Source organism: Synechococcus sp. BA-124 BA4, from assembly GCF_034931165.1.
The window spans coordinates 1-12,543 of sequence record NZ_JAYGIA010000062.1; the positions used below are offsets into that span (position 1 = coordinate 1).

A 12,543-nucleotide genomic window follows, 5' to 3' on the forward strand; every position below is an offset into this window, starting at 1 on the left:
GGGTTCATAATGGATCAATGGAGCTGCGCAATCAGCTTCCAAGCAGTCATCCCCTGACTGCTCCTGTTCACCCTCCGGAGAGGGTCACAGGACCTCCTGAGTTACACCACTCGGAGGGGCGCTACCCTCCTCGCACCGAAGGGTGCTGGATCATGCGGAGTGGCGGCGAAATCAACTTGGCCGAAGCGCAGCTGCCTGCTCGCCATTCGCGCTTACGCCGGCAGCTCTCGCCTTTGATCAGGATGCTCATGCTGCGGTCCACCAATCGGCAGGCCGGAGCCACCGGCATGGCGCTGACGGGGAGGACGTTGTCTCACTCGCTCAACGGCTGGTTGCTGGGAACCAGCAGGGATTTCCGTCATCAGGAGTCGTGTGAGTGATCAGTGGTGTCAATCGCACCATCAATCTTCGATTCGATAGACGCTGAACTCCTTGGTGACAGACCTGTCTTCGCTGGCTCCAGTTCCTGCAGGGCCCAAGGTCACCTGAAACCACCATTGGCGACAGTCATCGCTGCGCCGCTTCACCTTATAGCTCCGCATCTCCTGGTCCTTGAGGGCCAGAACGAGGGCGTCGCCACTGCAACCTGAACAGGTCACCTGAAGTTCCTCAAGTCCCTCCGCAGTGATCCGGTAGCTGGGCATTGGAACGGCACACCTCAAACCATCATCTCAAGTGAGGCCGACCAGCAGACCACCTGCATGGTGACAAACAGTAGCCTTCGCCACACGTCCTCAACAACTCTAAGCTAAACTTTACGAAATGCAACAGTCGCGTGACTTCCTCTCCAGACCTGGCCTCGCTTTACCAGCTGCTGGCCAAGAAGCAGCGTCCCATCCTGCCCTCAGGTGAGCAAAGGGCCATCCTGGGCTGTGGCTACGTGGGTGAAGCGGTCGCCAAGACCTGGAGGCAGCAGGGACATGAACTCTGGGGAACCACAACCCGTCGTGAACGCTTGAATGAATTGGCTGAACTTGTTGATACGCCGGTTGTTTTTGATTCCACGGACTCCAGCAGTAGCTTAGATTTTACCAAAAACCTTGATGGAGTACTAGTGTCCTTCGCTCCCTCAAAGAGTGCTCATGTTGACATTAATCAATATCGGGATACGTTCCTTGGAGGTTTAGAATTATTAATTGATGCGTTAAAGCGGCGGTCAAGCGAAACACCGCTTCAATTAGTCCACTTGAGCAGTTGTGGCGTTTATGGAAATCGACGCGGAGCAATGACTGACGAAAACGCCCAGCTCGACTGTCTTCACCCCGTCAATGAGGTTCTGGCAAGAGCCGAAGAAATGATTCAATCAGTCCGCTCAAAGACAGTCAACGTCTGCATTCTAAGACTAGGCGGTATCTATGGCCCAGGCCGTGATATTCCCGGCATGCTCCTTTCAGCCGCTGGCAGCACGATTCAGCGCAATGGCCAGAATGTGCCGTGCTGGGTCCATCTTGATGATATTGTTCGTGGAATAAATTTTGCTTTCGAGCACAAACTCAACGAAATTTACAATTTGGTGAATGATACTCAGTACACCGGTCAGGAGCTTACCGATCGCTTGTGCGAACTGGCTGGCCTGCCTACAGCAAAATGGCTGTCGGTGGACACGACCGATCGAGTGCTCAATGCGAGAGTGAGTAATGCCAAACTCAAGCGACTCGGCTTCACGTTGACTCAACCTTCCATGGTGGGCTGATAACGCCGTTCAACCCAACGAGTCAGCTGATGCTTCTCATCGTATTCAATGATCAGATGTACAAAGCTCTTGGCACTTAACATGCATCCAAAATTCAGATCAAATGGTCCTTGATGCAAGCTTCCTGGCACACTACACATTAGGTTGTCAGCAAAATAGCCGTTGACATCATGCTTTTGAAAGCTTCTGGAAGCGAACCCCGCGATCGGACGTTTTGGAGGTGCGTTCTCAGGCCACTTGCCGGGTCTTAATTCCTGCTCCATACCAGGCCAGCCTGCTATGGCCTGGAATAGATTTTGCTGAGAATCTGGACCGTCCCGAACGGGATCTACACAAGCTCGCTGGCAGCGAAAGGGTGTCGCGGCCAAGGATTGCAAGACCATACCATATTCTTCCTGCCATTGGTACAGAGCAATGATCATGGAGCGGGAGCGGGAGGTAAAAAAATTAATTTCATGCCCTGCACGGCCCGCACTTCCGTCCATTTCCAGACTTGACTGACCAGCTGTATCTTGAAAATGCCAACAGTTGTTGCTTAAGTTGTAATTATGTTTCTGCAAAGGAAACTTGCGTTCCCCGTTAGAAGCAAATCGCAAGCCTGTTCCATGCCAAAGTCCCGTGTTGGCATCTGAAAATGATATTGCATACATCGACCCAGCTGGATCTGATTGTCCACGGGTCAGATCCATTCCAGCGCTCTCTCGCCCGTACCAGGTCGTCACCCCCTGCCAGTCGCCATCGAAGCTGGCTCGCATCAGATCCCACTGATGCTCAGCTCCTGCGTTGCTCTGGTTGGTCGTGCTTGCCATGGTGCTCAGCCCAGAATCAGGATCCCCATCGCCTGATTCTCTCAGGACGCAGGAACGCCCAGCTGAAGGTGGACCTTTGGAGGTGACGTTCGGCACTACCGGCTTGGGGTGGCGGAGCTGCTTCTCATGTCTGAGCAGGCGAGAAGCCCCTTGCTCAGATCAGCCTGCAGTGCCCGTAGACGCAGTTTTTGGAAGGGCTGGGTGGGGCCCACCCGCTGGTGGTCTTAGACAAGAATGGTCATCAGATTATAAAAGGTACTGATTCCGAGTAGGGGGCGCCTAACGCATAAGATGCTCACCAGATCGCTGATAGACCAGGCAATTCAGGAGAAGACTTTGACCTTTCTACCCGCAAGAGCATAAGCCTCGCCAGCAAGCGGAAACACCTATGTTCAGCCAAGTAAGTAGCCACAATACCAAGCCACAATTACAGACGAAGTGCTGTTCTCCACTATGTTTGTCTGCATGGATGTCTTCGCATCAATGGCGATCTGCACCCTCTCCCGGCAGGTGTTGAAGCAGTGCCCCTCGAAGCAGGCGTCTGCTGACCCAGTGGCTGGGAGGGAGAGCATGGGCCTGGAAAAGCCGGATACCGGCGGTTTCTCCCAAGACCCAGCTCCAAAGAAGCGATCCCGCCGCCGAGTGCTCATCAGGGCATGGGGAGATCGGGCCCACCGGGTGGATGCAGTGGCAACATCAAGGGCTCCCCTCTCCACCGTGCGGGCCATGGCTGGCACTGCTGATCTGGATTCCGCCATGGCCACAGCCGGCGAACCCATCTCGGAGGAGGAAGCGTTGCAGCGCCTACGCCAGAGCGAGGATCAATCCCATCAGTACTACGCCGCCTGGTGGCTGGGCCGAATGCGCAGCCGCCATCCAGAGACAGTGCCCCTGCTTCGGGCGGCCTTGCGTCGGCGTCAGCCCCGTGCGGTTTCGTCCGGTGTGGAAGAGAACGCCGTGGCCCGCAATGCTGCCCGGGCGCTGGGGAAGCTGGGGGATCCACAGGCAATCCCCGATCTGCTTGCTGCCCTTGAGGACGAGGACGACGGGCTGAGGGAAGCGGCGGCGCGAGCTCTTGGGGAACTCCGTGCAAGCGAGGCCGTTTCGCCGATCTGTGCCCGCCTGGCCAGCGATCAGGCCGGGCAACCCCTTCCCAGCAGCCTGAGGTTACGAGAACCCTGCGAGGCCCTGATCGAGGCCCTCGGGGACATCGGCGTAGCCGCTGCCGATGTGGTGGCCGCGATCCAGCCTTTCGCCACCCACGAGCGGCCCCTGATCCGCAGCGCCGCCGCGAGGGCCCTGTTCCAGCTCACACAGGATCGGCGCTGGGGAAACAACCTGATCGAACTGCTTGAACATCCCCAGCTGCAGGTCCGACGTTCCGCCCTGATGGACCTGGGCGCCGTGGGTTGGCGAGCGGCGCTCGAGCCGATCCGGGACACCTTTGCGGAAAACAGCCTCAAACTGATCGCCCTGCGGGGGCTGGTGGAACGGGGCCAAGCCCCCCCTGACACCGAGACTGTGCTCCGGGCGATGGACGACTTGCTTTGAGTAAGACAGCAGCCGATGGGCTGGGCTTGATCAGGCCCTGGATCAGAGCCGTGGAGCGCGCCGACAGCGCGGAAGGGTTGCAGAAGGCGACCGAAAATCTGGCTGGAGCCCTCGCTGCTCTGGCGAAGGCAGATCATCAGGGTGAATCGTCCTGCGATCCCGAGGGCCTGGACGCGATTGATTGCCTGCTCCAAGTGCTTGGATTCAACAATCCTGGCGCCGCTGTGGCGGCTGTGGATGGGTTGATCGCGATCGGCCCCCCTGCTGTGGAGCCGCTACTGGGCAGCCTCGATGAACGGAACTACGGAGCTCGGGCCTGGGCGGTGCGTGCCCTCGCAGGTATCGGCGACGTGCGTGGACTCGACCTACTCGAGAGCGCCCTGGCCTGCGACATCGGGACCAGCGTGCGGCGAGCCGCGGCCCGGGGCCTGGGTCAGCTCCGCCTTGAGGCCCTGCCCCAGATCGATCAAATCAACGTAAGGCAGCGTTGCCTCGACGCCCTTCTGGGCGGTCGCGGCGATGGCGAATGGGTGGTCCGCTACGCCGTGGCGGTGGGACTGGAGCGACTGCTGCTCGGCATGGGCAGAGCAGAGCCTGGGCATCGCTCCGGACTGCAGGCCCTGCAGAAGCTGGCCGGCGAGCCCGGGGACGACACCCCGGTGGTGCGACTGCGGGCCGGGCTTGCCCTGAGCCGCCTCGCTGGCGGGGTGGGGGGCTGATGGAGCGCTCCCGTCTGTTGTTCGTCTGCCTGGGCAATATCTGCCGCTCCCCGGCCGCAGAAGGGGTGTTCCTGCACCACCTGCAGCTGCGTGGTCTGGAAAAATCCTTCAGTGTCGATTCGGCCGGCACGGGCAACTGGCATGCCGGTCAGCTGGCCGATGCCCGCATGCGAGCCGCGGCTGCCGGGCGCGGCATCCACCTGCCCAGCCGTGCCCGCCAGATCGTGGTCGCCGACCTTGATCAGTTTGATCACATCCTCACCATGGATGACGACAACCTGGCGGCGGTCCAGGCCATGACCCGGGGCCGTAGATCCAGGGCCCAGATCAGACCGATCACCCAGCACTGCCGCAAGCACCGGGTTCGTGAGGTACCCGATCCCTACTACGGGGGCGCCGCTGGCTTCGAGGGGGTGCTGGATCTGCTCGAGGATGCCTGCACCGGCCTGCTCGACGACCTGCTGGCCACCAGCTCCCCCTCGAAGCCAGCGGAACGATGAGCCGACGGCTGGCTGGAGCCCAGCACCGGTCTCCGCCACTCAGGCTGCTGTGCCCGCCTCCGGTGCTGGCCAGGCCTCCTCGGGAACGCGCTCACGGAACAGATCCACCAGGCTCGTGATCACCTCCTCGATGGTCAGGCCATCGGTGATCAGCTCCACGGCATCCTCGGCCTGGAGCAGGGGGGCCACCTCCCGGGTGGAGTCCTGATGGTCGCGCTCGGCGATCAGGGCCTCCAGCTCCTCCAGGGGCGGCACGGCAAACCCCCTCAGCTCCAGGTCCTGGGCCCGGCGTCGGGCCCGCTCTGCCACCGTGGCGGTGAGGAAGACCTTGAGATCCGCGTCGGGGAACACGGCCGTGCCGATGTCGCGGCCCTCGGCCACCAGCCGGCCCCGGGCGCCGAGGGCCCGCTGCTGCTGGGTGAGCGCCTCGCGCACGCAGGCGTGGGCCGCCACCTGGGACACCTGGGCCGTGACCTCGGGATGACGGATCGCCTGGCTCACGTCGTGGCCATTGACGCTCACCTGTTGATCGCCGCTGGCCTCCAGGTCGAGGTTCAGCTCCAGCCCCTCCAGCAGCGGCTCCACCTCAGCCGCCACGGCTGGATTCGCCCCGTGGTGAAGCACCCACCAGGTCACGGCCCGGTACATGGCGCCGGTGTCGAGATAGATCAGGCCGAGGCGACGGGCCAGGATCCGGGTGACTGTGCTCTTGCCAGCCCCGGCGGGGCCATCGATGGCGACGATCGGGGGACGGGTCATGAGAACGAGGTGATCGATCAGGCGGCTGGGGCCACAGCGGACGGCTGCCGCCAGCAGCAGCGGACCCTTGGATGGCGATGAGGAATCCAGAGGACGCAGCCGCCGGGCCTCCACCATCTCCACATACTCCACTGGCAGATTGGCTCGCTCCAGCTCCGTCTGAACCAACTGTTCCAGGCGGGAGGCATTCCTCTCTCCCTTCTCCCAGGCTCTCCGCCCCAGGGCCAGGGCTGCAGGCAGGGAGGCCGCCCGCCGTCGCTCCGGCCCGGAGAGGTAGCGGTTGCGGGAGCTGGCCGCCAGACCATCGCTCTCCCGCCAGGTGGCGCAACCCTGGACGCGCAGCGGCAGGGCCAGATCCGCCACGATCCGCCTGAGGATCACCAGTTGCTGCCAGTCCTTCTCGCCGAGCAGCAAACGGTCAGGACGGACGAGGGCCAGGAGCCTGGCGACCACCGTCGCCACCCCTTCGAAGTGGCCCGTTCGGGAGCGGGCACAGAGGCCCTGGAGGAGAGCGGGCGGAGGCAGGACCCGGGTCAGCTCGGCTTCACCGCCGGGAAACAGCTCCTCGACGCTGGGGACGAACAGGGCCGATGCTCCTGCCGCAGCAGCGAGAGCAGCATCCGCACCAGGATCGCGGGGGTAGCGCTCGAAGTCTTCCCCTGGGCCGAACTGCAGCGGATTGACGAACACGCTCACCAGCACCCGCGGCTGCGGCCCGGAGGGGAAGAGGGGGGCGAAAGCCCGCTCGATCAGACGGCGGTGGCCCTGATGAAGCGCGCCCATGGTGGGCACGAAGTGAAGAGCCGGGGCCGGAACCCCTGCGGCAGGCCTGCACCAACGCAGCAACTCATCACAGGTGTGCAGCAGCTGCATGGTGGCGGCAGAGGAAAGCCCACCCGGCAGAATGCCGGATGGGCTGAACCTGGTGGACGGGGTGCAGGCCTTCAGCCCTTACTGAACCACTTCCAGGCGGACCTGAGCGACGCCACTGGCGACAAGACCCAGGCTCTGGGCAGCGCCATGGGCCAGGTCGATGATGCGATTGCCGTGGAACGGACCGCGGTCATTGATGCGGACGATGGCACTGCGCCCGTTCCAGAGATTGGTGACCTTCACCTTCGTGCCGAAAGGGAGGGTGCGATGAGCCGCAGTCATGGTGCCGGGGCGGAAGACCTCGCCATTAGCGGTGCGGTTGCCAAAGAAACCGGGGCCGTACCAGCTGGCTTCACCGGTGCCTGCCAGCTTGAAGCGGCGGGGAGTGGGGGCCGGTGCGGTGGGTGCGACGGGTGCCTCCGTGGCCGGTGCCTCGCTTTCCTGCTGGCGGATGGCAACGGACTGGGGAGGCTGAACCGGCTCAGGTGACTGCTGGGCAGACACCGGAGCAGACTGAAGGGCCATGGCCATGCGGGAATCGGACTCCGAGCGAGCCGAGTCGGCAAGCACAGGAACGGCAACGCCGCTGCCAGAAAGCAGGAGGGCAAGGGCCCCCAGGGGAAAAGTGCGACGCATAACAGTCGAAACCCACCACGAGTAGGCAACGGTCTTCGGAATGAAGGGTCGTTACTTGATGGATCGCGCTGACGATTGGAAGAGCTGAAAGCGCGAAACCGGCGGTGGAGTCCCTGATGAAAAATCACGACCCCGGAAACTTACAGGAAGTCCGAGGAAGTGCGATGAGCAGCTTGGGCACAAGAATTGATCAGAAATAGTCATCTACGGAGAAATCCCTGTCAGCCACAGTGCAGAGAACCGCTTGAACCATGGATATTGATCAGTGACACCAATGACTGCCATCAGCAGGGCTGATCAAATCTTGTGACAATCGATCAGGCGGCCCCTGCCAGACCCCCGGTTGGCTGGACGGCGCTTCAGGCGGATGGCGGCAGGAACGTCCTCGGGTCAGCTGGCGTCGGAGGATCAGCGGCGATGAGGATCAGCCCAGCAGGAGCATCGCCATGGATTACCGAACGGCCGGAGTGGATGTGGCCGCCGGCAGGGCCTTCGTCGAGCGGATCCGCTCCAGCGTCGAGAGCACCCGCCGGCCCGAGGTGCTCGGAGGCCTGGGGGGATTCGGTGGTCTGTGCCGGCTGCCCGAGGGGTTGCGGCGCCCGTTGCTGGTGGCCGGCAGTGACGGAGTGGGCACCAAGCTGGAGGTGGCCCAGACCTACGGGCGACACCACGCCGTCGGCATCGATCTGGTGGCGATGTGCGTCAACGACGTGATCACCAGCGGAGCCGAACCCCTGTTCTTCCTCGATTACATCGCCACCGGCAGGCTCGCGCCCGAGGCCATGGCCCTGGTGGTGGAAGGCATCGCCGACGGCTGTCGCCAGAGCGGCTGCGCCCTGCTGGGGGGCGAGACGGCGGAGATGCCGGGCTTCTACGCACCCGGCCGCTACGACCTGGCGGGCTTCTGCGTGGCCGTGGTGGAGGAGGAGGACCTGATCGATGGCCGGCGGGTGCAGCCTGGCGACCGGATCCTGGCCGTGGCCAGCAGTGGTGTTCACAGCAATGGGTTCAGCCTGGTGAGGCGGATTCTTGACAGCAGCGGCGCCTCCGAGAGAACACTCCTGAACGGCGATGACCGGCCGGTCATTGAGGCGCTGCTGGAGCCCACCCGCCTCTACGGCGACCTGGTGAAGGCCCTGCGCCAGCAGGCTGTTCCCCTTCATGCGATGGCCCACATCACCGGCGGCGGACTGCCCGAGAACCTGCCCCGCTGCCTGCCGGCCGGAACCCATGGCCGGATCGAGGCCAGCAGCTGGGAGCGGCCCGAGCTGTTCCGCTGGCTGCAGGAGGAAGGCGAGGTGCCGGAAGCCGATCTCTGGAACACCTTCAACCTGGGGGTCGGCTTCTGTCTGGTGGTGCCGGAGACTGCCGTCTCCCTGGCCCTGGAGGTGTGCGAACGCCTGGCTCATCAGGCCTGGCCCCTTGGGCTGGTGGAGGCGGGCTCCCCCGGAGCGGAGCCCCTGGCGGGTTTGCCGTACTGACCAGCCCATGCCCGCTCCTGGCAGATTGCACCAGGCTTCGCTGCCTTGATCGCTGGCAGCGCACCCGGAAATTCATACGTCCCTAACCATGCACACCTCCAGCACCCGCATCACCCGACGGCGCAGTTCAGCGGGTCCCCAACCGGCTCAGCCGCCGCGGCGGCTGAACGTTCCCCCCCAGGGGCGAAACGTGAGTCGGCCCACGTATCTCACGCTGCGCGACCACGGCAAGGTCTTCCTGGCCGATCTGCCCCGGCTGTCCGAGGGCCAGCTCTCGCGGGTGGCCACAGAAGCGAAGGAGGTGCTGGACAGCCTCAACCGGCGTCTGGAGGAGCTGGACCAACTGCCCACGCTTCAGCCAGCCGAGCAGGAGACCCAGATCAAGGCCAGCACGAAGCGGGACGTCACCGAACGCTTCCTGCAGGCCATCGAACAGGAGCAGAGCGAGCGGCGCAACAACCCGGCCCTGCTCGCAGCGGCAGGGGAATCGCTGGCCCGGGCCTTCCTGGAAATCTCACGCCACCGCCTGCCGGGAGCCACATTCGACTCTCTCCTCCAGGAAGCCCTGAGCGCCTGCGATGAGCACAGCTCCGGAGCAGACGGCCGTGACACGGATGCCGGAGCCGGCAGCGGATCCAGCGGCCCCCAGAGCGCGACCCCTCCGGTGATGGTGAGCATTCCCGTCACCAGGCCAGGTGCTCTGCCTGTGGTGCTCTCCCCCGACCCCACAGGCGCCTCCGCAGCGGCGGAGCCCGCCTGATCCCCGATCCCTTCTCACGATCCAGCGTCCACTCAATCACTGAGAAAGGGGTTGGCGGGCATCCTCACCGGCAGGGCCAGGGCCTGCCGGTCGAGGGCGAGGCGCTCCTGCTCGTCGAGTTGCCAGGCCAGCGCCGCCGCCGCCCCCTCGGCCTGCTCGGGGGTGCGCAGGCCGGGGATCGGCATGGCCCCATGGGCCCTGCACCAGTTCAGGGCCACCTCAGACACCTGGGCGCCGTGCTCGGCCGCGATGTCCCGCATCAGTGTCAGCAACGGCCCGATCCTCGGTCGCAGCCGCCGGAACAGCAGCCCCCGGGGCCCCTTGGGCGAGCCTTGATCGGCCCGGTCGCTCAGCAGACCCAGGGCCAGGGGGCTGTAGGCGATCAGATCCACTCCCAGCTCCCGGCAACTGGCTGCCAGTTCCCCAGTGGTCACCGCCTCGGGAGCCAGCAGCGACACCTGCACCTGGAGGCTGTCCAGACGCACCCCTCGCTCGGCCAGGCGACGCTGCACCTGCCTCAGGCGTCGGGGTCCCATATTCGAGACTCCCAGGCTCTTCACCTCACCGGCCACCACGAGATCCGCCAGCCCTTCCAACAGGGGCCACTCCTGCCAGGGGGCGTAACGGGCCGTACTCCAGTGCAGCTGCACCCGATCGAGTCGGCCGCCCAGTCGCTGGCGGGAAGCCTGGAAGGCACGCTCGTAGCCCCGGCGGCCCAGGCGCCAGGGAAAAGGAGCCAACTTGGTGGCCACGCACAGGTGATCGCGTTGCTGAGGGGACAGGGTCTGAAGAAAACCACCGAGCAACTGTTCGCTGCGGCCGGTGAAGCGGCCGGTGCCATAGGAGTCGGCCGTGTCGAAGAAGCGAAGCCCCAGGGCCACCGCCCTGTTGAAGGTGGCCTCCAGGGCGATGTCGTGGAGATCGGGCCGGTAACCCCAGAGCAACTGGTTACCCCAGGCCCAGGTGCCCACGCCGATCGAGACGGACTGCGCCATGGAATCTCCGGGCTGTGGGCGACCTCGCCATGATCGGAGCATGACGACACCGCCGCCCCGGAGCCAGTCGCCGGCACCCGTGACACAACCGGCATCACTGGTGCCGCAGACCACCCCGCCGCCGCAAGCTGATCCGGTGCTGTGCAACCACTGCGGCCGCACCTCCAGCAACGGCATCAGCTGTCAGGGCTTTTGCGTGGCTGATTCGGACTACTGAACCCGCGTCTCCCGGCCGTGGGCTTCAGGGGCCAGACGGTTCCACAATGGAGGGCCTGCGCGTGGGTTCCCTTGGCCGTCAGAACCACTTCCAGCCCATTCAGAAGCCATGCTTGCGTGGGGTCTGGTCCCCCCCACGCGGGCATCGTGCTGGCCGGAGCCCTGCTCAGCCTGCTGATCCCGGCACCAGGCGTGCAGGCGGATCAGAATCAGCCCACCGACTTCGGGCGGATGCATCGCGCCACCCGCAGCTGCGAACGCAACCTCGCTGCGGCCTCCCCAGGTCCCTGCTCGGAGTTGCGCTTCGAGCAGAACCAGAAGGGACTGCTGAACATCCGCTTTGTCGGACCCGGCAGCGGCGAGATCACCAGCAACCTCGTCACCTTCGTGGGGGTGGTCAAGGACGGTGCCCCCGGGCTGCTCTGCCGCGAGGGACACTGCCGCCTGGAGGGTCCGCTCAGCACCGAGATCACCAGCGTGAGTGAAGTGGGCTTCGATCAGCGGGGACTGCCCACCAGCCTGCCCAGCGCCTGGCCCGCCGATGGCACCTGCACGGTGCAGAAGAACGACGTGCGCTGCGAAGCCAAGGCACTCTCAGGCGAGCGCTGGGCAGCCACCGCCGAACTGTGAATGAACCCTCCGGCAGCCCGCCGGCAGGAGGAAGATCAGAGGCGGCACCCAGATTCGAACTGGGGGTAAAGGATTTGCAATCCTCTGCCTTACCACTTGGCCATGCCGCCATGTCAGGGGCGAACCCCCGTGCTGCGGATCGTATCAGCCGTCCTCGACACTCCCGGCTGCTGCTGCTGAGCAATGGCCATGGCGAAGATCTGATCGGTCTGCGCATCCTGCAGGCACTGCACCAGAGGCAACCGCAGTTGCTCCTCAGGGTCCTGCCGCTGGTGGGGGAGGGGGAGACCTACCGGGAGGCGGAGCAGAACGGCTGGCTGCAGCGGGTGGGTCCCCGCCAGAGGCTGCCCAGCGGCGGCTTCAGCAACCAGAGCGTCTCCGCACTCCTGCGCGACCTGGGGGCTGGGCTGGGTGGCCTGAGCTGGCGCCAGTGGCAGCTGGTGCGCCGCTGGGGTGCCGGTGGCGCACCGATCCTGGCGGTAGGGGATCTGCTGCCACTGCTGCTGGCCTGGGCCAGCGGTGCGCCCTACGGCTTCCTGGGCACACCCAAGAGTGATTACACCTGGAGGAGTGGACCCGGCCGCGCCCCCTTCGCCGACCGCTACCACCGCTGCAAGGGCAGCGAATGGGATCCATGGGAGTGGGCCCTGATGGCTGATCGCCGCGCCCGACTGGTGGCGGTGCGCGACGAGCTCACCGCCAGGGGGCTGAGGCGCCATGGGGTGGCGGCGCTGGCGCCGGGCAACCCGATGATGGATCAGCTTGAACGGTTGCCCCTGCCCGAGCCGTTGGGGCAGCGGCGGCGGATCGTGCTGCTCTGCGGCAGCCGTCTGCCGGAAGCCCTCGCCAACGCCCATCGGCTGCTGGCGGCCCTGGCTCTCTTGCCGGCAAGAGAGCCCCAGGTGGTGCTCTGCCCCACCG

At 64.5% G+C, this 12,543-nt stretch carries 12 protein-coding genes and 1 tRNA gene; 8 read left to right on the plus strand and 5 right to left on the minus strand.

Features of this window, described 5'->3' with window-relative positions; genetic code table 11:
• Positions 1-775 precede the first annotated feature (775 nt).
• Positions 776-1,693, plus strand: a complete 918-nt coding sequence (locus VB734_RS06830; protein WP_322782335.1) for an NAD-dependent epimerase/dehydratase family protein — start codon at positions 776-778, stop codon at positions 1,691-1,693.
• On the opposite strand, the gene VB734_RS06835 is transcribed toward VB734_RS06830, so the two are convergent.
• Positions 1,672-2,502, minus strand: a complete 831-nt coding sequence (locus VB734_RS06835) for a hypothetical protein (RefSeq protein ID WP_197162205.1) — start codon at positions 2,500-2,502, stop codon at positions 1,672-1,674. The two genes, VB734_RS06830 and VB734_RS06835, sit on opposite strands and share 22 nt — an antisense overlap.
• 726 nt (positions 2,503-3,228) lie before the next feature.
• Between VB734_RS06835 and VB734_RS06840 the strand changes: the two genes are divergently transcribed.
• From VB734_RS06840 to VB734_RS06850, 3 genes are read left to right on the plus strand one after another with little or no spacing between them, the layout of a single operon-like run.
• On the plus strand, positions 3,229-4,053 hold the full coding sequence (locus VB734_RS06840) for a HEAT repeat domain-containing protein (RefSeq protein WP_231594570.1): 825 nt from the start codon (positions 3,229-3,231) through the stop codon (positions 4,051-4,053).
• Positions 4,054-4,103: 50 nt separating this feature from the next.
• Entirely contained in the window at positions 4,104-4,772 is a 669-nt protein-coding gene (locus VB734_RS06845; RefSeq protein ID WP_322782334.1) for a HEAT repeat domain-containing protein, read from the plus strand.
• A complete protein-coding gene (locus tag VB734_RS06850) occupies positions 4,772-5,272 on the plus strand; it encodes a low molecular weight protein-tyrosine-phosphatase (RefSeq protein WP_197162203.1) in 501 nt (166 codons plus the stop codon). The genes VB734_RS06845 and VB734_RS06850 overlap by 1 nt, the downstream gene beginning before the upstream one ends.
• Positions 5,273-5,311: 39 nt before the next feature.
• Here the strand turns inward: VB734_RS06850 and VB734_RS06855 are convergent, their stop codons facing one another.
• A complete protein-coding gene (locus VB734_RS06855; RefSeq protein ID WP_197162201.1) occupies positions 5,312-6,904 on the minus strand; it encodes a bifunctional pantoate--beta-alanine ligase/(d)CMP kinase in 1,593 nt (530 codons plus the stop codon).
• A 78-nt stretch (positions 6,905-6,982) separates the two neighbouring features.
• A complete protein-coding gene (locus VB734_RS06860) occupies positions 6,983-7,540 on the minus strand; it encodes a septal ring lytic transglycosylase RlpA family protein (RefSeq protein ID WP_197162199.1) in 558 nt (185 codons plus the stop codon).
• A gap of 446 nt (positions 7,541-7,986) precedes the next feature.
• Between VB734_RS06860 and purM the strand changes: the two genes are divergently transcribed.
• Both purM and VB734_RS06870 read left to right on the plus strand, forming a co-directional pair.
• Complete coding sequence (gene purM / locus VB734_RS06865; RefSeq protein WP_322782333.1) at positions 7,987-9,021, plus strand: phosphoribosylformylglycinamidine cyclo-ligase; 1,035 nt, start codon at positions 7,987-7,989, stop codon at positions 9,019-9,021.
• Between the two features lie 88 nt (positions 9,022-9,109).
• The gene (locus VB734_RS06870; protein WP_322782332.1) at positions 9,110-9,781 is read left to right on the plus strand and encodes a hypothetical protein; all 672 of its coding nucleotides are present in this window, start codon (positions 9,110-9,112) and stop codon (positions 9,779-9,781) included.
• 32 nt (positions 9,782-9,813) lie between these two features.
• Here VB734_RS06870 and VB734_RS06875 read toward each other — a convergent pair whose 3' ends face one another.
• On the minus strand, positions 9,814-10,776 hold the full coding sequence (locus VB734_RS06875) for an aldo/keto reductase (protein ID WP_322782331.1): 963 nt from the start codon (positions 10,774-10,776) through the stop codon (positions 9,814-9,816).
• Positions 10,777-11,109: 333 nt separating this feature from the next.
• On the opposite strand from VB734_RS06875, the gene VB734_RS06880 reads away from it, so the two are divergent.
• The gene (locus VB734_RS06880; RefSeq protein WP_322782330.1) at positions 11,110-11,622 is read left to right on the plus strand and encodes a hypothetical protein; all 513 of its coding nucleotides are present in this window, start codon (positions 11,110-11,112) and stop codon (positions 11,620-11,622) included.
• 39 nt (positions 11,623-11,661) lie between these two features.
• On the opposite strand, the gene VB734_RS06885 is transcribed toward VB734_RS06880, so the two are convergent.
• Positions 11,662-11,732: transfer RNA gene (locus tag VB734_RS06885), tRNA-Cys, on the minus strand.
• Between VB734_RS06885 and VB734_RS06890 the strand changes: the two genes are divergently transcribed.
• Positions 11,733-12,543: lipid-A-disaccharide synthase-related protein (locus tag VB734_RS06890; protein ID WP_323243199.1), on the plus strand; the 811-nt coding region annotated here is incomplete at its 3' end.